Source organism: Psychroflexus lacisalsi (assembly GCF_020164495.1).
In the GTDB taxonomy this organism is placed as follows: Bacteria; Bacteroidota; Bacteroidia; order Flavobacteriales; family Flavobacteriaceae; genus Psychroflexus; species Psychroflexus lacisalsi.
In genome coordinates this window covers 1-22086 of sequence record NZ_JAIQYZ010000005.1, presented here as the reverse complement: position 1 = coordinate 22086, position 22086 = coordinate 1, and the positions used below count along the sequence as shown (strand labels likewise).

The window sequence follows — 22086 nt, the reverse complement described above, 5'->3', positions numbered from 1 at the left end:
TTCGGGAGTTTTGTTTTTATATCTATAAATTTAAAATGACAAGGCTTTAATATTTTAATGCGCCTCCAGCCAGTTTTGGCCTGTTCCCATATCGACATCTAGTGGAACATCAAGTTTAAAAGCGTGTTCCATTTTGTCGTTTACCAAAGCTTTTAGCTCTTCCAGTTCGTCTTTGTGTGCATCAAAAATCAATTCATCATGCACCTGAAGGAGCATTTTGGACTTATAGTTTTTCTCTTCCATGGCCTCATAAATATTAATCATGGCGACCTTAATGATGTCGGCAGCACTTCCCTGTACGGGAGCATTTACCGCATTTCGTTCGGCTGCACTGCGTACTACATTATTTTTGGCATTGATGTCTTTAAGGTATCGACGTCTGCCCATTACTGTTTTTACGTAGCCATGTTCCTTTGCAAATTCTACCTGATCGTCGATATAATCCCTGAGTTTTGGATAGGTTTTGTAGTAGGTTTCTATCAGCTCTTTGGATTCTGTCCTATTCAAGTCGGTTTGATTGCTCAAGCCAAACGCAGAAACACCATAGATGATCCCAAAATTAACGGTTTTGGCGTTGCTTCGTTGTTCCCGTGTCACGTCTTTGATATCTACATCAAACACTTTAGCTGCGGTAGAAGCGTGAATGTCTTCTCCATTTTTAAAGGCATTGATCATGGTTTCTTCCTGACTTAAAGACGCGATAATTCTAAGCTCTATCTGGGAGTAATCGGCAGCAAGAAGGACATAATTTTCGTCCTTAGGCACAAACGCCTTTCTTACTTCACGTCCGCGCTCGGTTCGTATGGGGATATTTTGCAGGTTGGGATTATTGGAGCTTAGGCGACCAGTAGCCGCAACGGTTTGCATAAATTCGGTATGAACCCGTTTGGTTCTTGGATGAATTTGCTTTGGCAAAGCATCCACATAGGTGCTCTTTAATTTAGAGAGCTGTCTCCACTCCAGTACTTCTCTTACGATTTTATGGTCTTTCTTATAGTCAGACAAGACATCTTCTGCGGTGGAATATTGTCCAGACTTGGTTTTCTTGGGCTTTTTTGCAATTTCCAATTTTCCAAATAAAATTTCTCCTAATTGTTTTGGAGACCCGATATTGAATTCTTCCTCTGCTTCCTCATAGACTGATTTTTCCAGGCGCTCGATATCTTCATTCAGCTTTTCTGAAATGTTTTCTAAAGCCGATTTATCCAGATTGATGCCTTCTAGTTCCATGGCAGCCAATACACGAAGTAATGGAATTTCCATGTCTTTGAATAACGGCTCATTGGAGGCTTCTTTCAATTCTTTGTCAAAAAAGGTTTTCAGCTGAAAGGTGATATCGGCATCTTCTACCGCATATTGGGTTTGGTCTTCGAGATCAACGCTTCGCATCGACTTTTGGTTTTTTCCTTTGCCAATGAGATCTTCAATAGGTTGTGGGGAGTAGTTGAGGTAAGTTTCCGCCAGAATATTCATATTGTGACGCATGTCTGGATTGATGATGTAATGCGCCAGCATGGTATCAAACAGAGGTCCTTTGACTTTCAACTTATAATTAGCTAAGACTTTGATATCATACTTTAAATTCTGACCAATTTTTTCGATCTCCTCAGATTCAAAGAAAGGTCTAAGGACTTCAACCAACTCCTGAGCTTTCTCTGGATCTTCGGGGAAAGCGACATAATAGCCTTTGTGTGCTTCCCAGGAAAATGCTATTCCCACCAATTCTGCATCCAGTGTTTTCAGGCTGGTAGTTTCAGTATCAAAACACACCGAAGTTTGTTTCATGAGTTTGTCCATAAATAACTTTACAGACATGTTTCCTTTTACATATTGGTAATGGTGATCGGTATTTTTTAAAGTTTTATAACCGTCAAAATCGGAAGGATCAACATTGGAAGCATCGGTGTCGTTGCCAAACAAGGAGAACTGACCAGCACCTGCGGTTTTGGAAGAAGCCGTTTTGGAAGAAGGTTCTTCTGTAGCAGCTTCGCCTTTGTTGTACATTTTGACGAACTGCTCAGTCAACCTTCGGAACTCTAGGTCTTTGAAAATCTCCAGCACTTTCTCCACATCAGGAGGGGAGACCTCATATTTCTCTTCATCGAAGGTGACATCACAATCGGTAAAGATGGTAGCTAGCTTTTTAGACAAGCGACCTAGCTCTGCGTTGTCTTCGACTTTCTCTTTCATTTTACCCTTCAGCTGGCCGGTATTGTCCAAGAGGGCTTCCATGGATCCAAATTGTTGCAGGAATTTTTTAGCCGTTTTTTCGCCAACTCCAGGAAGCCCAGGGATATTATCGGCTGAATCTCCCATCATTCCTAAAAAGTCAATAACCTGTTCGGGGCGTTCCACTCCAAACTTCTTTTGAACTTCGGGAATACCCCATTTCTCAACACCGTTACCCATTCGTGCAGGGCGTTGCATAAATATATTTTCTGACACTAACTGTGCAAAGTCTTTATCCGGGGTTACCATATGAACTTCATAGTTTTGCTTCTCTGCTTGTTTAGCTAGAGTTCCTATAATATCATCGGCTTCCATACCGGAAATCTCAACGACTGGAATTTCCATAGCGTGAAGAATGTTCTGAATAATAGGAATAGATTCTTTGATGACTGTGGGCGTTTCGTCTCTATTGGCTTTATACTCCTCATACATTTCCTTGCGTTCCTTGCTGCCGTCTTTATCGAAACAAACCGCCAGATGGTCTGGGTTTTCACGTTTGATGACATCAAACAATGAATTCATAAATCCCATGATGGCTGAGGTATCCTGGCCTTTGGAATTGATTCTTGGATTTTTGATGAGGGCGTAATACCCGCGGAATATCATTGCGTATGCGTCTACTAAGAAAAGTCGTTTTTTGGAAGCCATAAGTCTGTTTTGTTGAATGTAAATTTAACTGAAATTATGGCTTAGCCCAAATGGAAGTTGAGGTTTGTTTACGAAGATTTCGGGGCGCTGTGCCCCCTTTGATTTCCTTTGTGTCCTTCGACAGGTGCTTAGGATTAACTAAAGCTAAAATAAATCTGGTTCTCGACTCCGCTCTAACTTGAACAAGTTGCACTCTAAAAAGGAATAATAAAATTTATTACAAGTGGGATTTGTGTCTTTGCGGTGAATTATTTCAGGGCTCTGCCCCTTCTATTATATTGTATGTCTTTTTATTACGAAGATTTTGGGGCTCTGCCCCTTTGATTATACGATACTTTTAATCATAAAGATTCAATGGTTCTGCACACTGGCTCATTAGCTTATTTTTATTGAACTGATTCTTTAAAGATTAGGGGCGTAGCCCTGACATCTTAAGGGATGGTTTATTTTGAATTTGTTAGGAGGAAAAACTAGTGTGATTTTACCATAGAGCCACAGAGGACACAAGGGATTCATTTTTATTTAAATCACGAATCTTCATTGTCTCCTTCAGTGGAAAACGGAGGCAGATACCTGCATTAAGTTTAGACTAAGTTTTAGTGGTCTTCAACACTTGAAATCTAGCAGGATTAAATTCAGAATAAAATCTTCTAAAACTTTATATAAATCAGGTGCTTAAGCTTTTGTCAGAGATATATTTGCACAAAAAAAGATGCGGTGGATCATTACAATTGTCATTTTGTTGGCATTGGAAGTCTATGCTTTCCAGGCGTTTAGGACGCTTTTCAAATTTTGGTGGAGCCTTTCTGTATATGTGGGGGTAACGGTAGTTGTTTTGGGATTGCTGTTTTACTCTTTCTACCAGCCAAGTCCTCACGGATCTTTGACAGGGTTTCGCGCCTATATGATTGGTTTTTTTCTGAGTATTATGGCACTTAAGCTGAGCGTGATTTTGTGGATGTTTGGTGAAGATATAGTAAGGGGCTCTATTTTTATTTACCGGAAATTGTCCACCTCTTCCCCTGATCATTTGCCTTCACGGCGGAAATTCATCAGTACTATCGCGCTTGGTTTGGGCGCGATTCCTTTCCTGTCCCTGCTATACGGGATGTATAAAGGAAAGTATAATTTTAAAGTTTTGTCTTACGAACTGGAATTCGACAACCTTCCTGAAGCTTTTGATGGTTACCAAATTACGCAACTAAGCGATATCCATAGCGGGAGTTTCGATAATACTAAAAAAATAGAATATGCGATAAATCTAGTGAATGAGCAAAACTCAGATGCGATTTTGTTTACGGGAGATTTGGTCAATAATTTGGCGGATGAAATGACACCCTGGACTTCGGTTTTTAAGAAGTTGAAGGCTAAAGACGGCGTGTTCTCCATTTTGGGGAATCATGATTATGGGGATTATTATGATTTTGATAGTAAAGATAAGAAACAGGAAAATTTTGAAGCTCTCTTGAATATTCATGCTGAGATGGGCTGGGATTTGTTAAGAAATGAAAATAGAGAAATAAAGCGTGGAGAAAGTAAACTCAAATTAATAGGTGTTGAAAATTGGGGGAAGGGAGGTTTTAAAAGAGCCGGTGATTTTGATAAAGCTGCTGATGGTGTAGACCCCAAGGATTTTAAAATCCTGATGAGTCATGATCCTTCTCATTGGGATGAGGTGATCAAAACGCATGAAAAAGATGTTCAACTGACTTTAAGTGGACACACGCATGGGATGCAATTTGGGATTGAAATCCCAGGCTGGTTCAAGTGGAGTCCGGTACAATACCGTTATGACCAATGGGCTGGTTTATACAAAAATGCAAAGCGTTTCATCAATGTGAACCGTGGTTTTGGGTATTTGGCATATCCTGGAAGGGTAGGTATATGGCCAGAAATTACCGTGATCAAGCTAAAGCGTAAATCTGCTTCTGAAGTATAAAAAAAGCGCAACTCGATAAGTTGCGCTTTTACGTTTTCAATTTTCAAAACAAGATTTTAAGCGTTTCCTTTATTTTGCTCTATCCAGGAATCCACTTGCTGTTCCAGATAATTTAATGGTAAAGCTCCACTACCAAGAATTAAGTCATGAAATTCTTTGATGTTGAAATTTTCACCGAGTTCCTGTTCTGCTTTTTGTCTTAGTTCACCAATCTTGAGCATACCAATTTTATAGCCAGTGGCTTGACCAGGAATGACCATGTAGCGTCTCACTTCTGCCTGGATAGCCCCTTTGGAAACGGATGAATTTTCACTAAAATATTTTATAGCGTTTGCTTCGGTCCATCCTTTGGAGTGTAATCCTGTGTCAACGACAAGACGAATTGCTCTCCAGATTTCGTTGACTAAACGTCCAAAATCGTAATAAGGATTTTCGTATTGTCCCATTTCTTTGGCGAGTTTTTCAGAGTACAGTGCCCAGCCTTCTACATAAGCATTGTAGCCGCCTTGCGTTCTAAATTTTGGGATATCTTCTAGTTCCTGAGCGATAGAAATCTGCATGTGATGACCAGGGTTTCCCTCGTGATAAGCTACACCTTCCAAAGTTGATTTTGGCATGGAAGTCATGTCGGACAGGTGGACATAATAGGTCCCCGGTCTGGATCCATCTGGAGTTCCTGCCATATAATGCTGAGGTGCGCCATCTTGCTCTCTAAAGGCTTCTACACGTTTTACCTCTAAATCCGCTTTTGGTAAGATGCCAAAATAGTCCGGAAGTTTTTCGGTGATTTCGTCAATGTATTTGGTAGCTAGATCGAGATAAGCCTGACGACCCTCGTCTGTATTGGGAAAATAAAACTGTTCATCTTCATTTATAAATTTGAAAAATGCTTGCAGATCGCCATCAAAACCCACTTCGGCTTTGATAGCTTTCATCTCTTCCTGGATGCGTTTCACTTCTTCGAGACCGATATTATGAATTTCATCGGCGGTGAGGTTGGTAGTGGTGGAAGCACTTAATTTATAATCATAATACTCTGCACCATTCTCATGACGACTTACTCCTGATGGTTTTTCCTCTGTATTGGGAAGTTCTTTTTCGGTCCAGGCGATTAGATTTTCGTAAGCAGGCTTGAAGACTTTTAGTAAGCTTTGTCTTGAAGATTCTTTGAGTTCTTCAGCCTTTTCTTCTGAAACTAATTCGTCTTCAACTAATGCTTCTATTTTTTTGGTCATGTCTTGAAAGATGGCTGAAGCTTTTTCACTATCATCAAATGGGTGTCCTTCTATGAGAGACCTAGATTGTTTTTGAACAATTTCTAAAGCAAATCGTGGAGGTAGAATATTATTCTCGGCTTGGGATTTTGCTCTTGTCAATAATTGTTCTGAAGCTCTCCCCATTTTTTCCACTCGGCTGATGTAAGCCTTCATGTCTTGAAGGCTGTCTACTTTATGAAAGTTGATCAACATATTGGGAAGGCGGGTATGAATAGACGTCATTTGGTCAAAGACATATTCCATAGGAGCATATTTCACCTCTTTTTGTTTCATGTCATTTTGATACATCCACAAATCGTAAGATAGTTTGCCTTGTTGATCAAGCTCATCGTAGTTGAATTCTGCTTCAAGTTCATTTACACTTTCCTGCATCCACTTTGCTTCATCTTCCAAAGCTTGAAGACTCATGTCGTCAATGTCGTCATAACGGTCTTTTCTTCCTAAAGCCATTAATCTTAGAGGGCTTTTCTGAAGGGATTCTTCGTGTTTTTCATCTAGCCAGGAGGTCAATTTTTCATTGACATCTTCTTTTTTGGTGGGTTTCTGACAGGAGATTCCTATGAAAAGGAAAGCCATCAGCAGAAATGATAGTTTGAGTTGTGTTGACATGCGTTTAAATTTAAAATTAGAATCTAAAGTTAATATTTTTAAGGCTTTAAATAGCGTCCAAAAAAGTCATCTTCACTCTAAACTGTCTTAAGGCAAATTCAGAAGAGGAGTAACCTCGTATACATATGTCTTACAGCTAATTGATCACGAAAATCACTCCTAATGTTGGTCCAATTCCTGAATAAAGTACGTTTATAGATTCTTAAGTGATATTGGTAGTACAGAGATAAGGAAGCAGAACTTCCAACCCGATTGCCTCATTGAAGAAGTAGTTGAAACCAATGCCAATATTGAGGATTGAAATACTTCCACTCAAATTTCTATGACTTGCAGATCACTATAGGCTATTATCTGCATTGTATTTTATAGTTTCAAGTCTGTAACCGATTTCTCCAAATAGTCTAAGTTTTTTTTATTGAAAAAATTATTTCTAATCGTTGGAATAAAAGCATAAGAATTGACATCATTCAGAGTTAAATCATTGGGTGTTGCAAAACTAAAATTGATATCGATGGAAGTGCGTTCTGAAATGAAATAGCCGACGGAAGGCGTTTTGCAAATCCATCGATACCAGATCCAAATGCATTTGAAGACCCTATCAAAGGAAGCCCGAAAAAAGTAAGCTTTCTATTGTTTTCTTTGAATTGGCTGTAAACTGAAGTTGAAATAGATAAAATAGGGAAGGAGGACTTAATAAGTTTTTTTCATAACACATAGCTTTATAAGCTTAAGTCAAGATTCAGGGGGAATATATTTCAAAAAAAAACACCAGATTTTGCTCTGGTGTTTTAAAATTTACTGCTGAAAAAATTAGTTAGTATATTTTTGAACGATTGGCATCAGCTCCATACTAAGCGGTTGAGCCATTTCCATACTCCTCACTGTCAGTTTAGCCTGTGCATCCAACATTTTTTGACCAAGGTCTGATTCGTAAAAGTCCAAGAGCTGTTTTACGTCCTCATGGCTGTAAAACTCCATAGATACTTTTGCCATTTTGGTATAATAATTATCCAGAACAGGTTTTAATTCTTCTTTAAAGTCTTCCAGTTTTTCTGCTGGAATCATGGCGTATAATTGACCGAAAGAAGCTTCAACTGCATCATTAGACAATCTTGTAAGTTTCAAGGCATCTTCCATAAATGCACTATCCTGTGCTAAACTGATGCTGTAGTTTCCAAGACAGATCAGCAGTACTAAAAGTGTTTTTTTCATAGTTAATAGTTTTTTAGTTAGTTTTTGAACTGTAAATATATTAAAATTGAGTTATCAGATCCTAGTTTCAGATATAACGTATGCCTATAAATCCTCTTATAAACACATCATCAAGGTCAAATTCATAGATTGGGTTAAATTCAATATTAAAGGATAGATTCCTGAGACTTTCGAAGGGTTTGATGCCAATACCTACAGGAACGACAACCGCATTAATGTTATTCAGAATAGCGCCTGCGCCAAAGTAAACATCGTCATTAGCTTTTTTTCGATGTTGTGATTGATAACTATTTCTGGTGTAATGTTATCCAAACTGGTATCGGAATACACTCAAAGGTCTGCCCAAAAGTGTTCATTGATATTTTAGCCTACCGCAAATTTTGACGAGTTACTATTGGCTTAGAAAGAGGCTGTGATTTGTGATGAAGCTTCTGTGGCTACAACTAAAAACAGGGTTACTGACAAGATTTTTACTGATTTTTTCATACTTGTCTAAGTAAGTTTTATCTCCATGAGATTTAATAATACAAACACCTTGAATAAACTTAAATAAATGTTAAATAAAACTAAAATTATCAAAATTAATTGTCTTAATTGATCATTTAAAATGAAATTAGAGCAAAATTAATGAATACTTGCGCAAGTATTACTAACCTTAAATCTAAATTTTATGACAATTACTAAACACTTTATAGTTCCGGCATTTTTGGGATTATTATTTATTACATCATGTGAAAATGAGAACACTGTGACAGACGAAGTTGCTGATACTAACGAAATAGATACTTCAGACCGTATCGTTTTAGGAGTTAATACTTCTGAAACGCCCACCAATCTTGATCAGAAAACATTGGATTTAATTTCCAAGAACCATTTGAGTCCTTTGGGTGCACAGCTTGAAGAAATGGTGCTACCTGGCGGGGAGAAAAGAGAGGTGATTCGCGTGGAAGGAGATATTGTTATGTTTCCTGAAGATCTAGATCAACTGGATTTTGACGGTTATGAAAATATCCACCAAAAGCAATACAGCACCAACGCCCTGGTAAGTCCAAGAACGATTAATGTCATTGGCTATACAGGTGGTAGTCAGGCTTTAACTTCTTCGGAAAGAACAGCTTTGAGCTGGGCAGTGGCGAATTATAACCGATTGAATCTGAACATAAATTTTAATTTGACGTTCGGTACCAACTTTGGCAATAAAGACATGGTCGTGTATAACAACACCATAAACAACCCCAATGGTGCAGGAGGTTCAGCAGGGTTTCCTAGTGGCGGCCGTCCTTTCAAATTTGTTCAAATTTACGGTTTGAGTAATTACAATACCAATGTGATTGAGCATGTGATCACTCATGAAATAGGACATTCCGTTGGTTTTAGACATACAGATTATTTCAGTAGACAAAGCTGTGGTCAGAACACCAATGAAGGAACTGCTGGTGTTGGCGCCAATTATATTCCTGGAACTCCAAGTGGTTACGACTCAACTTCCATCATGCTGGCTTGTTTCAGCAATAATGAAGACGGAGAATTTAATTCCAATGACATTACAGCTTTAAACTTCCTCTACTAAAATAGAGTTTATTTTTATTAGCTTTAAGACACCTCCTAATTTTTGAGGTGTCTTTTTTTGCTAGCAGAAATATTGAAAATCATTCATCAATTTTATAATTCCAAAATGCTTTTCTTTTCTAGTTAAAATTTAAAACCAGCTTTTAAAATAAACGATAATAAATAAGCTAAATTAATTTTTGATCAGCTTCAAATTGCCTGAAACATTATCACGTGTTTCAATATTTATGAAATAAATACCTTTACTTAAGTCACCTATAAAAATTCCTCCATCTTTTAAATAAGAATTAGTTTCAAATACCTTTTTACCTGTAATGTCCATAATGCGAATTTTCTTGATATCAATATCTTCATTTAAGAAAACGTAGTCTGAAGCTGGATTCGGATAGAGTTTTATATTGAATTGTTTCTGACTTTGAATTGATAATGGGTTGCTACAAGAATCTTCTGTCAAAGTAATTGCTGTTCCGTTTATAGCCATTGCACTTTCAACAACAGAAACTAAAGCAGATGAAACATTTGTTATTGTATTGACAGTTCCCAATGCATTTGCTGTGAAATTTAAGCTCATATGATCACAAGCATTCATCTTTTGAGCATCCACATTCATAAACTCGATATTTGAAAATCCACCAGTAGCAGAGTCTCCATTACGGTATCCTACAGCATAATGAATGGGGGTTGTAACACTAGTATCATATAAAGCCATATCTGGATAATAGATCAAAGGTAGTTGAGAATCCCAAAAGCCGTAGTCATCCCCTGTTGGCTCTTGGTAAGGCAGTAAATACTGATAACTTGTGCCTACTTGATTACCAGTTGATTTTTCAAATTCGTGTATTATAATATTAGTTTGATTTGTGTTTGCACCATCGAAATATTCTCTTCGATATCCGTAGATTATCAAATTGTTTGCAGAGGCTAAAGATTCCCTAAGTGAAAATCCATAGAAATCTAGTGTAAAATTGACTTCGTTAACATACCACGATTTCGAAGCATTTATAGTGCCATTTGCATTATCTAATACTGTAACTCCAAAACCGTGTTGATTTGAATAGTTGTTAAGCATAAAAATTTCATCATTAGTTGAATCGTAATATGCATCGACACTGACGTCTCTAGAATTTCCGAAAATGTAACTACTGTCCCAGACTTGATTTCCTTCAAAATCTATTTTGTGAGCTAAAGCTCCAGCCTGTATACTTGTGTTACCTTGTCCAGTAGCGCTTCCCGTAAGTACAAACCCATCGCTGGTTTCAACTACTCCGTTTACAAAATCATAGTCAAGTGATCCTGAAACAGAAGATTCGACTTCTGTAACCCAAAAATGATTTAAATTTAGATCTGTTCTTAGAGCAAAGCCTTCGTTAAAGTTACAACTTGGGTCAGCATTTGCACAATTCCCTAAAAAACCGGTTATCAAAAGACCTGGATTAGGGTTTCCATCTCCTGTGGCATCAGACTCGGAAACAATAACTTTTAAACCTGTAGAATTAAAATTGGTATTAATAATATCGTAATATCTGTCATCCAAAAGATCACCAGTTGTAGCTTCTATTCTGGCAACAAATACTTTTTTTACTCCGTTCACATCAACAGAGCCAGTCATAAAAATAAGATCAAAATAATTGGTGATGTCAAATATTCTGGCATTTGCCAGAGTCTGGTCGTCGTAGGTTTTTGCCCACACAATAGTTCCATCATCCTGCAAGCGCTTTAGCATTGGTTCTGGAGAAGCAGTGCTTAGTAAATTACTTGCAATAACAACATCATTGGTTCCATCGTTAACCTGAGCTAAATTGGCATTAATCAAATGTGCTTGAGCAAATTCAATATTCTTTTGCAGCAATTGGCTATTTGCAGTTACTGAAAATAACAAAAAGCTGATAAAAAGTAGTTTTAATTTCATAACACAAAATTTATTTGTTAATAATAGCTAAATATAGAAATAAATTATGAAATATTTAATTTTTGTAGTTTTGTTGTAACGATTATGGACTTTTAAATATGAAAAAATTCTCCTAGATTCTGATTAAGTTAAATAAGTAAATTATTTTATTTAATTTATAAATATTTTGTTATCAAAACTTTATAAATATTTTCTGCAGAAAATATAAATTCAAAAGCTTTGGTGCAGATTCAATGCTTTAGAATTTTTTGAGTGTGTTTAAAAATTTTCATTAGACAAAACATTATAGTTCTAATTTTTGTCTGTTAAGTATCGTAATAATTAGCCAATGGTTATTTTGACTTCTTAATATCCTGATAATATTATAAGCAAAATGTTGTAAGTTTAAGTTACTCATAAAGAACCTAAAGTTAGATTCCAATTTCAACCCAAACTAATCTATGGTCTGAGCTAGCTTCTCTGTCTGCCATTAGTTCGTGCAAGGGCTCGCCTTCAATAGGCCAAAAAAGTCCATGATCCAGTACTTTAAGATCCGAAGAAGGCAGGACATAATCTGCTCTCAACCTCCAAAGGACTGTATGAAATTTTCCAAATGCATTGTCCGGACTATGTAGTTTTCCGCCTTTGCTTGAGGGTGTGAATTGGTTATTCACTTTTGGATGATTCAGCAAACTTTTTATGCCGTCATTGATGGCGCTTCCTTCATCTGGCGAAGCATTTAAATCTCCCATGATCACAAAAGAGGCATCACCAAGTCCACCTTTTTTATCTTTATCGTCATACATGTAGGAACCTTTATGTTCATCCACATAATCTCCCCAAAATCTGATTTCATCATGATTCCGTTTACCATTTCTGTCTTCTTCACCGTCAAAGCCAGGAGGGGTAGGATGACTTGCTAAAACATGGATGACTTTATTTTCAAATTGAATAGGCACATCCCAATGAGACTTTGATGATAATCTGAATTCTTCCCAGGCTTCCGGACTATAGAAATCTTCGCCATTTTTACTTTTGGTTTCAAGAAAATCTGGCATGTCTTTCCATTTGAATTTTTGAAAAGTTCTGACATTCGCCGTGTCAATAGGATATCTTGAGAGCAACACCATGCCATAGTGACCCGGATATCTTCCGTAACCAAAAGCATCGTTTCTATTGCCTTCAAATTCTCCATCCCTGTTAAGATCGAAAGAAGTTTCGACACCAGTATTGGAAGTTGAGTAGTAATAGTAAGGATAGTCGATGGCTTTGGTGTTTTCTTGATCCACTTTCAAATAAGCTTCAATAAATTGCTCAACCCCTTCTTCTGGGTTTTCAATATAATCAAACTCGTTGAGGAGAATTACATCAGGCCTTACTTCTTGTATGATGCTTGCAATACTCATTATGTGTTTGCTCTTACCTGAAGCGAGACTGTCTATCAAGACTTGAGCGGAAACTCCTTCAGCACCTCTTCCCAGATAATTCTCGGACTCCATGCTCACATTAAAGCTTGCAAACTTTATCTGAGGAGTTTCCTTATTAGTTGATGCTTTTTTACACTGAATACTTAATAGCGAAATACACATTAATGTAATGGATAAAAATTTGAGGCGCATAGATTAAAATTCAAAGATTACAACAAATAAAATAAATCTAATTCAATGAATTGCTTTGGTGATATAAAAAAGTTAAAGCTTACTTTATTTAAAGCTACTAAGTCTAAATTCAATGAATATTCAGAATAATATGAAGCTGTTAGGCTTAATTTTTTTCTTGTTTCCTGTGGTATTAATATCACAAAACCAACAGCAATTGCAGATATTAGGCAAAATTCAGAATGAACACTTACCGGTTCAAGATGTTATCATTACAAATATATCAACTGGCGAATTTTCAGAATCAAACGACAACGGCGAATTTAAGATCAAGGGATCTGCTGGCGATACTTTAAATTTTTCTCATATAGCCTTCAGTAGTTTCAACGAAAAATTAACTGATGTAATTCTTGCTTTAGAAGTTTTAAATATTCAAGTTTCAGACAAAGTAAATACTCTGGATGAGGTTACTGTAAATGCATTTCCAAATATTAACGCAGTAAGCTTACGTATCGTAGATCATAAAGCGGTGGAACTCACACCCAATGAAAGGCGGCTTCAAACAGCCGGAGATTTCAAACCCATTCACCTTTTGGCAATCTTAGGAGGTTCCTTACCTCTGGACCCGATTCTCAATAAAATATCGGGGAGAACCGATAAGCTTAAGAAGCTGGTAAAATTTGATCAAGATGAAGATTACTTTGATTTTATTATTGACAATCAATCCGATTTTATAAAAACTACACTAAATATTTCAAAAGAAGAATTCAACAGATTTATCTATGTTCTTGTCGATAATGCTGAGATTAAAAAAGCTATTGAAACCAATAATAACACTCAACTTCAATTTTTCATTCAGGACCTCGCTTTGCAATTCAAAGACAAACAAAGGATTGAAAAGTAAGAATTAAACTTAGATTATAGCCTCATGGATTTAATTGTTTTTGTATCAAATTACGACTCAATTTCTTCGATGAAGTCTAAAAACACCTTTTTATGTAACTCAAGATTAAGATTTGGCGATACAGATACACGGGCAATGTAATCTTTATCTTTTTCTTTGGTGGTGCCTTGCGTAGATGTGGCTGGTATGGTCCAATAGCAACCCTTTAGCTGCCCGTAACTTACACAGTGTTTGCTTTCATCGGGTATTCTACTTATCATCATGTTGATTAACTTCTTATTTAAAGCCCTTTTATAAGTTTCCTTTTCTTCATCTGTATTTCCTTTGGTTGGAAGATCCAGTGAAAAAACGGAAGGCGTAAATCCTTGCTGAACAACGTCTTCAGGAACAAAATTGATTTTAGCTTCGGGTAATTCCTTTTCTATAAAATCAACAAATTCACGAGTGTTTGTGTAAGCATCGATGATTCTTTGGTTCATGGATGGTAATTGCTCTGAAAGTATTTCAACTTGCAAATCAGTAGCTTCATTATCACAAATTTTAAAATGCTTCTTAATCGAAGGCATTAGGTTTTCAGCTTTTTCGTTGGCAACGCAATACCCTGCAGTGCATTTACCTCCACTAGGAAATTTTGATCCACTTACGTAAGAAATAGTTCGGATCGATGAGAAGATCCCCTCTTTACTTAAGAATTGCACGTTTGGGCAAAAGGTTTGATCTAAAATAAAAATCGGATCAATAGCTAACTCGACAGATGGTGTTTTGCGTATTTTATTTAAAGCGTCTCTTAGTTTTTCTAAGTTTGGAACTTCGACTCTTGGGTTGGTAGGAATTTCAGCAATAATAAGAGGGACAGCATCTTCACTAGCAACTTCATTCAAAACCTGATCTGTACTTTGGACCATATCATTATCTCGATCCACTGGTAAATCTAAAATATCCACATTGTCAATCGCAGCAACCACACGCCTGGCCTGATCGTTTGTTCCCCCGTAACAATTTGGCGGAACTATAATTTTTATCGCTTTTCCAGGATGCTTTTGCATGGCATCATCAATGAGCCCCATCATGATGGCATATTGTACTGATAGCCCACAGGAGCCAAGTAGCACATTCGATTGGGCAGCCGTAATTTTTTGAACAGATTTAACCACACTTGCTTTATTTTTCTCCACATCTCTGTGGACATGAACAGATGGGGATTTTCCAATCAATCGCTGTAAAGCAGAAAATGAATCTGCAGGAGTCATCGCAATGGATTCTCTACGACGGACATGTAGAATTTCTGAAATATAACTGTCGCTATACTCACTGTTGACTACAATTATGCTTCCTAAATCGGCATGCATAGTGAGAAAAAAATCAATCGACGAGTTCAACGCAGCTTCTCCGATTTTATCTTCTTCTGAAATGAAAATAGTACTCCCGTTGAAGTCTGGAATTTGATCCGCACTTTCAACTTGTTTTAATTCGAAATTGTATCCGTAAACTCGTTTTAGCGCGTCAAAATCAAAATGATCAGGAAGTTCTCCAGTGTAAGCGATTTGAGTTTTCTTATGATCAAATAAATTCTTCCTTAACACTGCTAAAACCGGCATAGTTTGAGATGAAAAACTGATAACCTGTGCGGGTTGGAGATGATGTAAATGCGCAATAGCCCATTCCAAAACAGAAGAAAGCGGGTGTCCCAGCCTTATATAATCAAAAGCGGTGGGCAATTCACTAAGTGCAGATAAAGAAGAATTATTGGCTTTGTAGAGTTCTTCAAACCGATCTATAAATTGAGTTTTAGCTAAACTCTCCTCATAAATATCTAGACGGTGGGTTGTTAATTTTAACCAATCCAACGGCGTGTTCTCTAACACATCTTCAACGTAATTCAGCACTTTATTATCTTTCATTTCTGTAACTTTTGAATGGCGAAAATAAAGATTTAATGGGCTAAAGCTAGACGTCTTAACAAGATGTTTTGTCTAAGGTTTTTAGGAGATATTTTTTCATCAGAAATAGAATATTTGCCCAAAGAAATATCAAGTTTAATCAAAAATTAAACGAAATCTAAACGAAAATAAATTTTGAGTCTTATTGAAAATCAAAACGATCGTTTTTACAGGGTTGAATGTTGGCAACAATTATTTTATTTTGTCCAAGGTTCTTTTTCAGCGACATTGGTTATTTCTTTTCCATCATAAAGGCTTATTCCTTCCCAAGTGCTAAACCACATTTGCCCCTTTTTGTCTTCATAAATTGTTTGAATTGTATTTGTGGCTAGTCCGTCTTTCATTGTGAATTGGGTAAAATCTTTTCCGTTATAACTATATACACCATAATTTTCTGCGGAAAACCAAATATTACCTGTTTTGTCTTCACAAAAATTATAGGTCTCTATTCCCTTAATTATTCCTTCTTTTGTGAAGTTTGTAAAAGTCTTGCTATCAAATTTACTTACACCTCCATAATAAGTTCCTATCCAAATATTTCCTTGACTATCTTCAAAAAGGTCAGCCACATTATTGTCGGTCAGCCCATTTTCAGTTGTGAAAAATTCATATTGACTACCATTGAATTTTGTGATGCCGTAGCTATCGTTAACAAACCAAAAATGTCCATTTTTATCAATTAAAATATCATTGACTCTATTTTTAGATAGCATAGGTTTGGCGTTAGGAACATTAGGTTTTGGAACTTCGAGAGTCTCAAAATTATTTCCGTCAAATTTACTTACACCTCCAACTGTGCCAATCCAAATTGTTCCCGTATTGTCAACTTCAATTGCCCAAACTTCATTGTCAATTAGTCCGTCATCTATTGTGTAGTTAGTAAATTCTTTTCCATTGTATTTCGTTAAACCATTTGATGTGCCAAACCAAATATTCCCAATTTTGTCCTCGGTTATAGCTCTTACTGCATTTCCACCTATTCCATCTTTTGAAGTATATTGAATAATTGAATTATTATCATAGACGAGAATACCATCGTGGTTAGTTCCAAACCAATAATTTCCTTTTCTATCTTGATAAATTTGCCATACAAATTCCCTAACGATCCCATTTAAAGTAGAATGTTGTTTTGAGTTTGTGTAAATGAAAGGTTTATGTTTCTCTATACTTGGTTGACTCGAATTAACTTTTTTATTGTCTATATTCTCTGTTTCTCGTCCCTTACAAGAATTAGTCAAGATAATTAAAAGCATCATACTTAATAATCTTGTAAATAGACTCATAATATTAATATCTAATATTTTCATTGTGTTTTCTAATTGTTGCCAACGGTCTCATATCACCGTCAGTTACGGATTAATATGCGTTAATTTTCGGTTTTGCAATGAAGTTAGCAATTCCGAGTGGATTCGGGCGTAGTCGAATCTGCCATGATTGCGATTATACACTGTTGGTAACTGGCTTTTATGTTATATTAACCTTTAATCAGTCAATTTAATTTCATAAGTTGTTAATCCATACCCTGAACTTCCTAAATCTTGATTGATGACCGTCCAATCTTCATTTTCAACTGGTGATAACATTGAAAAAGGAGTAATCAAATCAGGTAATTCATAAAATTTAATTTCACTAAATGAATTTTTAGGGACTGGATTGACTCCAATTATTCCATCTTCAAAAATTTTGAAAGAAGTGTTTTTTTCTATAACATCGGTTGTGTCTATTTCGAATCCTAGTTCTTCTGATTTTTGGTAAATTATAAGAATATCTTTATTTGTTTCATTATTTATAAAATACTCTGCTGAACCTGCTGGTTCAATGATTATATCATCGCTATTTTTACTACAACTACTTGTTACAATAACAATGAATAATATATATGCCTTATTTAAATTGAAAAACTTCGTAACGATTTTTATTTTAAGATGAGATGTATACCAAAAGGTTGCTTTGGGTTATTGAATACAGAATCTTGGGTTCAGCTTGTTGCCAACTGAATTGTCTATCGTTAGCTACGTTGGGATTAAAGATGGCAAAAGGGGACGAACTTGAGGAAAAAAGTTCAAAGAATCTATGTTAGGAATTTGTGAGCCTGAAATATTTTTTTGTCTCAAATTAAATAAGAAAAGAGTTGTTTTCACTTCAGTTCTTTGTTACCACACGTATTTTATTAATTTTCCCCCATTATCAATTTATAGTAGATATCACAATTTTTCATAAGATTTGCGTTTAAGTCAGTTTTATATTCCGAACTACCAAAGTTTCCATATTCTTTCTCAATCAGTTCCTTATTCTGAAATACAAGGTCAAACAGTTTGTCATCCACAATTTTATTTAGAGCAGAAGTGTTTTTGTCCGAACTATTATTCAGTAGTTCACATAATTCATCCGTAACATTTGTTATTGATTTTTTGTTTTTATTAGGTTCGGGAACTGCTATTTTTTGGGTTATCTTTTGAAAAATCGGGCACTTTTCAATTGCAAACAAAGAAATTTCGTTACCAACCGTTAAAGCTATTTCTTGTTGATTTTTGTCAGGATATTTTTTTTTCAGTTCTTCTGTTAGAGAATCTAATTTTTTCGGATACTTATTATAGATTTCATTCGATTTATTCTGAATGAGTTTAAAAAGCTTCTTATTAGATTTTTTTAAATCAGATTCCTCGAAAGAATTACATAATTCATTCGCCAAAAAGCTCAATTCAGATTGAGATTTAGCACAATTCGTAAAGATAATTGCAATTATTAAAAGTAATATCGTTTTTCTCATATGTGTGGTAACGGATTTGTATATGAGCTGTGGCGTGTTTTGGCACGAACCTCTCCAAATATAAACTAACTTTGGGAAATCCGCAGGATTTTCCAAGTGAGGACAGACCAAGCCATAGCTTATATATGGTGTTACCCAACGTTTTTATTCGGTCAGTTTTATTATTCCGTCTTCTCCAGTTTTAAATTTACTTTCCTCTTTTTTAATAATTCTCCGTTGTGAACTTAATGCTCTATTAAGCTCAATAATTTTGACCGATTTTTTGTCTTTTAAGAAAACGATTAAATCATAATAATCAGAATAGTGAATTCCGTTCTGTCTGATATTTGCAAGATTTAAGTTAAATTCATCTTCGACATTTTCTATCGTAGTATAAGGTCCAAGAATTATTAAGCTGTCCCAATCAAAATCGGTCATTTTCGCAAAATCAACCGCTCCATTTTCAGAGTTCAGTTCTGTTTCAATTTTTTTCGCCAATTTTTCATCGTTTTCAAGTTGGAATAAATATCCGCAAGAAATAATTGACAGAAATAAAACTCCAATTCCGATTGTTTTTTTCATTAAATTCCGGTTTTTTATTCAAATGTTGGGTAACGTAAAGCGGATATGACCCGTACCGAGTCAAGACCTTAATGTAAAACTACTACAATTCTTCCAATTGTAATAGTTTATTAAAACATGACGGAGGAGGTATGGGTTATATTCGCCAGTTGTGTTTAGTTGCTCTCGCTATCCTTTTGAGAGTGTATGTTTCAATAGCGCTAGAGTAACGGAGTTGAGACGCTTTCCCGTTCGCCTGCCAATAAAAGACACAGGATGCGCTCTTGGTATTATCTTTATGCTGGTATAAGGAGAGTACCAAGAGCCCTAGTTCTGAACTGTATATGACTGATATTGAGTTAGCTCACTTGACTTTGTCAATTTTATTCGCTAACTTCATTAAGTCTTTAGGACGTTATCAACGTTTGAAAATACATTTTCACGATGCTAATCGCAAAAGACTTGAGCACTAGCGTGCCCATATCATCCATTTTAAACTTCAGAACTACATCCGCTCCAAAAAGGCGTCTCAATTAAATGCAACGGTCTTGGTTAAGGCAAGTAGCGTGGAGTAGGGACACGTTCTTGTCGGCTTAGTTGTTTTTTGATAAGTATCTAAAATACACTTTTTCGACTAAGCCCGCTATTTGCGCTTAACCGATGTTGTATTTTGGGGCGATATTCTAAGTATGTATTAAAATAAATTTTTTATATATCTGAGTAAAATCAGCAAATTAAATTTGCTATCATAAACATATTACATTCAGAAATTAATTTTCAATTTGCTTATCCGTTTTTTTCTTGGCTGTAACTAAAATCAATAGTCCAATACCATTAAGAATTAAACCCACAATTAAAAACAAATTAGTATTCAATTCAGAGTTGTTGAGTTTTAAACCAATTCCTATTCCTATTATGAAAATTGCAAGTATCATAATGACTAAACCAATTTTTCTTTTACTCATTTTATATACTTTTTTTAAATTTTAATAATTTGCTTTCACTTAAAAGGTCTCGGTTATACGTTATTTTGTTTAGTTTTTTTTTTCTAATCTATGATTTTCAAATACATCTAAACCAGTCTTTAAAAATCCGATAAATCCAATTCCTAATATTATTGTTCCGAATGATAATTGTTGGATATTTTCATTGTTTGTAATAAAATATCCAAAGATTCCAAAGGTCAGAATTATGAAGGTGAAAAATGATAATATTCCAATAAATAACTTTCCTTTTTTCGGATTTTCCCATATTTTTTTCGAAAAATTATTTTGTGTTTTGGTTGTGTCCTGAAGTGTAGAAAAACTAAAACCAAGTCCGATAAAGATCAAAACATAATTGTAATTGTAAAAAACAATGTCAGGATTTTTAACTAAATAATCAAACCCATTGAAATAGGGTTTAGCCGCGAAATATAGTGCGAGCAAAATAAATGGATATTGTAGATAACTTATAACTTGAAATATTTTTCTATAATTCATTATTTTCAATTAATTTTTTCTGAGCCCTAAATTACAACGTCTCTGTATATGGCTCGTAGCGTGCAAATTAAACAATTATTTTCGGATGAAGCACGAGCCGAATTTTTAAATTTTTCTTATTATCTTTTTTTACTAATAAGCCAAATTTAAAAATTTGGCGGACTCGCAAATATGCCTTAACTTCGATTAGGCAACTGACTAGCTATGAGTTATATACGTTGTTGCCAGTAGTTTTTTTGTCGCAAAGTATGTTATTCCAATTCCGATTAAAAACATTACCCAATATATAAAATTAAAATCTAAAGTTAACAACCATCTGTCAAAAGTAAAGTCAAACACATATAATGTTTGAACCATTAAATTAACCAAAAAGTGCAAAATTATAGAATAAATTATTCTTTTGGTTTTAATAAATATTAGTCCGCTAATTATTCCAAAAATGAAAGTTGGTACTAAATTCAATAGTGTTTCAATGTGTATAATAGCAAAGCACAAACTCGAAATTAATATTCCGATTATTTTGCTGTTTTTCTTTAATAAATTTTGCAATAGAAATTTTCTAAAAAACAACTCTTCAAAAATTGGTGCGATTATTAAAATCGATATGGTATTATATAAAAGTGCTGGTCTAAATCCACTAAATGAGCTAATGTCAGTTTGGAATTCAGAGTAATTTAGAAAATTCCATATTCTTTCTAAATCCCAAAAAGGTCTATCCAATAATTGAAGTCCGACAACTATTAAAATTAAATAGGGTATTAACCTAAAATCAATTTTTTTTAATTTCAGCGATTTCTTAATACCGAAATTGGATTTCCAGAAAATTTTGAATGTTACCAAATATCCAATAATGAATGATAACCCGATTGTAATTCCGTAATGTGTTTGGTAGCTTTCAGGTATTAGTTCAGTTTTATATACTAACAATCCAAATCCAACTTGGGTTAGAGCAAAAACTAAAATCAAAAATAAAGTCAGTAAGATTGCTTTAAGTACTGTCATTTTTCAAATTACTGGCAACGGTATTGTATATGGCTCGTAGCGTGTAAATTAGCGATTATTTTCGGATTAAACACAAGCCAGATTTTTAAATTTTACTATTTATCTTTTTTGTTGGAAATCGTCAAATTTAAAAATTTGGCGACTTTCCAAATACACTTTAACTACGGTTAATCAACTAATTAGCTATGAGCTATATACGGCTTAAGTTTGATTTCTATTACATTTAGATATAAATCAGAAAGAACAAAAGAGAGGATTAAGGTTACTATACACGGTGAAGCTTAGACTTCGTCAACATTGATAATCCCCTCTCTTTTTACTATCTCAACCACGTTCAGTTCTGTGAGACTTTGGATCTCGTTTTTAAGTTGTTGTGAGTAAGGTAGTATGCTCTTTCATAAATCAGTTCTTATGAATAAATATAGAGAAACTTATGGAGTTGACATTAGTAAAGATGTATTTGATGTTTATGGTAGCCTT

At 35.2% G+C, this 22086-nt stretch carries 15 protein-coding genes; 3 read left to right on the top strand and 12 right to left on the bottom strand.

Going from position 1 to position 22086, the window contains the following annotated elements; all coding sequences use genetic code 11:
- Positions 1-54: 54 nt before the first annotated feature.
- Entirely contained in the window at positions 55-2877 is a 2823-nt protein-coding gene (gene polA, locus LB449_RS11730) for a DNA polymerase I (RefSeq protein WP_224455292.1), read from the bottom strand.
- A 712-nt stretch (positions 2878-3589) separates the two neighbouring features.
- On the opposite strand from polA, the gene LB449_RS11725 reads away from it, so the two are divergent.
- Positions 3590-4816, top strand: a complete 1227-nt coding sequence (locus tag LB449_RS11725) for a metallophosphoesterase (RefSeq protein WP_224455291.1) — start codon at positions 3590-3592, stop codon at positions 4814-4816.
- Between the two features lie 56 nt (positions 4817-4872).
- Here the strand turns inward: LB449_RS11725 and LB449_RS11720 are convergent, their stop codons facing one another.
- Both LB449_RS11720 and LB449_RS11715 read right to left on the bottom strand, forming a co-directional pair.
- Positions 4873-6702, bottom strand: a complete 1830-nt coding sequence (locus LB449_RS11720; protein ID WP_224455290.1) for a DUF885 domain-containing protein — start codon at positions 6700-6702, stop codon at positions 4873-4875.
- Between the two features lie 810 nt (positions 6703-7512).
- Entirely contained in the window at positions 7513-7914 is a 402-nt protein-coding gene (locus LB449_RS11715; protein ID WP_224455289.1) for a DUF2059 domain-containing protein, read from the bottom strand.
- Positions 7915-8584: 670 nt separating this feature from the next.
- On the opposite strand from LB449_RS11715, the gene LB449_RS11710 reads away from it, so the two are divergent.
- Entirely contained in the window at positions 8585-9484 is a 900-nt protein-coding gene (locus LB449_RS11710) for a zinc-dependent metalloprotease (RefSeq protein WP_224455288.1), read from the top strand.
- Between the two features lie 171 nt (positions 9485-9655).
- On the opposite strand, the gene LB449_RS11705 is transcribed toward LB449_RS11710, so the two are convergent.
- Both LB449_RS11705 and LB449_RS11700 read right to left on the bottom strand, forming a co-directional pair.
- Complete coding sequence (locus tag LB449_RS11705; RefSeq protein ID WP_224455287.1) at positions 9656-11392, bottom strand: T9SS type A sorting domain-containing protein; 1737 nt, start codon at positions 11390-11392, stop codon at positions 9656-9658.
- A 410-nt stretch (positions 11393-11802) separates the two neighbouring features.
- Positions 11803-12990: an endonuclease/exonuclease/phosphatase family protein gene (locus LB449_RS11700; RefSeq protein WP_224455286.1), complete on the bottom strand. Its 1188-nt coding sequence runs from the start codon at positions 12988-12990 to the stop codon at positions 11803-11805.
- Positions 12991-13186: 196 nt separating this feature from the next.
- Between LB449_RS11700 and LB449_RS11695 the strand changes: the two genes are divergently transcribed.
- Positions 13187-13873, top strand: coding sequence for a carboxypeptidase-like regulatory domain-containing protein (locus tag LB449_RS11695; RefSeq protein ID WP_224455285.1), 687 nt, complete (start codon positions 13187-13189; stop codon positions 13871-13873).
- A 50-nt stretch (positions 13874-13923) separates the two neighbouring features.
- Here LB449_RS11695 and LB449_RS11690 read toward each other — a convergent pair whose 3' ends face one another.
- The 7 genes from LB449_RS11690 to LB449_RS11660 all read right to left on the bottom strand — a co-directional run bounded on the left by LB449_RS11690 (position 13924) and on the right by LB449_RS11660 (position 21606).
- The gene (locus tag LB449_RS11690; protein WP_224455284.1) at positions 13924-15774 is read right to left on the bottom strand and encodes an aminotransferase class I/II-fold pyridoxal phosphate-dependent enzyme; all 1851 of its coding nucleotides are present in this window, start codon (positions 15772-15774) and stop codon (positions 13924-13926) included.
- A 236-nt stretch (positions 15775-16010) separates the two neighbouring features.
- Positions 16011-17120, bottom strand: coding sequence for a ligand-binding sensor domain-containing protein (locus tag LB449_RS11685; protein ID WP_224455283.1), 1110 nt, complete (start codon positions 17118-17120; stop codon positions 16011-16013).
- 863 nt (positions 17121-17983) lie between these two features.
- Positions 17984-18583 carry a hypothetical protein gene (locus LB449_RS11680; RefSeq protein ID WP_224455282.1) on the bottom strand — a complete coding sequence of 200 codons (600 nt, stop codon included), beginning with the start codon at positions 18581-18583 and terminating at the stop codon, positions 17984-17986.
- A 144-nt stretch (positions 18584-18727) separates the two neighbouring features.
- A complete protein-coding gene (locus tag LB449_RS11675) occupies positions 18728-19144 on the bottom strand; it encodes a hypothetical protein (RefSeq protein WP_224455281.1) in 417 nt (138 codons plus the stop codon).
- A 749-nt stretch (positions 19145-19893) separates the two neighbouring features.
- On the bottom strand, positions 19894-20088 hold the full coding sequence (locus LB449_RS11670) for a hypothetical protein (RefSeq protein WP_224455280.1): 195 nt from the start codon (positions 20086-20088) through the stop codon (positions 19894-19896).
- Positions 20089-20157: 69 nt separating this feature from the next.
- A complete protein-coding gene (locus tag LB449_RS11665) occupies positions 20158-20604 on the bottom strand; it encodes a hypothetical protein (protein WP_224455279.1) in 447 nt (148 codons plus the stop codon).
- A 198-nt stretch (positions 20605-20802) separates the two neighbouring features.
- Positions 20803-21606, bottom strand: coding sequence for a CPBP family intramembrane glutamic endopeptidase (locus LB449_RS11660; RefSeq protein WP_224455278.1), 804 nt, complete (start codon positions 21604-21606; stop codon positions 20803-20805).
- Positions 21607-22086: the final 480 nt, after the last annotated feature.

Excerpts from the sequence above, each read along its gene's own strand:
- polA (WP_224455292.1), bottom strand. The coding sequence starts at position 2,877 with ATGGCTTCCAAAAAACGACTTTTCTTAGTAGACGCATACGCAATGATA.
- LB449_RS11725 (WP_224455291.1), top strand. The coding sequence starts at position 3,590 with ATGCGGTGGATCATTACAATTGTCATTTTGTTGGCATTGGAAGTCTAT.
- LB449_RS11720 (WP_224455290.1), bottom strand. The coding sequence starts at position 6,702 with ATGTCAACACAACTCAAACTATCATTTCTGCTGATGGCTTTCCTTTTC.
- LB449_RS11715 (WP_224455289.1), bottom strand. The coding sequence starts at position 7,914 with ATGAAAAAAACACTTTTAGTACTGCTGATCTGTCTTGGAAACTACAGC.
- LB449_RS11710 (WP_224455288.1), top strand. The coding sequence starts at position 8,585 with ATGACAATTACTAAACACTTTATAGTTCCGGCATTTTTGGGATTATTA.
- LB449_RS11705 (WP_224455287.1), bottom strand. The coding sequence starts at position 11,392 with ATGAAATTAAAACTACTTTTTATCAGCTTTTTGTTATTTTCAGTAACT.
- LB449_RS11700 (WP_224455286.1), bottom strand. The coding sequence starts at position 12,990 with ATGCGCCTCAAATTTTTATCCATTACATTAATGTGTATTTCGCTATTA.
- LB449_RS11690 (WP_224455284.1), bottom strand. The coding sequence starts at position 15,774 with ATGAAAGATAATAAAGTGCTGAATTACGTTGAAGATGTGTTAGAGAAC.
- LB449_RS11685 (WP_224455283.1), bottom strand. The coding sequence starts at position 17,120 with ATGAAAATATTAGATATTAATATTATGAGTCTATTTACAAGATTATTA.
- LB449_RS11680 (WP_224455282.1), bottom strand. The coding sequence starts at position 18,583 with ATGAGAAAAACGATATTACTTTTAATAATTGCAATTATCTTTACGAAT.
- LB449_RS11675 (WP_224455281.1), bottom strand. The coding sequence starts at position 19,144 with ATGAAAAAAACAATCGGAATTGGAGTTTTATTTCTGTCAATTATTTCT.
- LB449_RS11670 (WP_224455280.1), bottom strand. The coding sequence starts at position 20,088 with ATGAGTAAAAGAAAAATTGGTTTAGTCATTATGATACTTGCAATTTTC.
- LB449_RS11665 (WP_224455279.1), bottom strand. The coding sequence starts at position 20,604 with ATGAATTATAGAAAAATATTTCAAGTTATAAGTTATCTACAATATCCA.
- LB449_RS11660 (WP_224455278.1), bottom strand. The coding sequence starts at position 21,606 with ATGACAGTACTTAAAGCAATCTTACTGACTTTATTTTTGATTTTAGTT.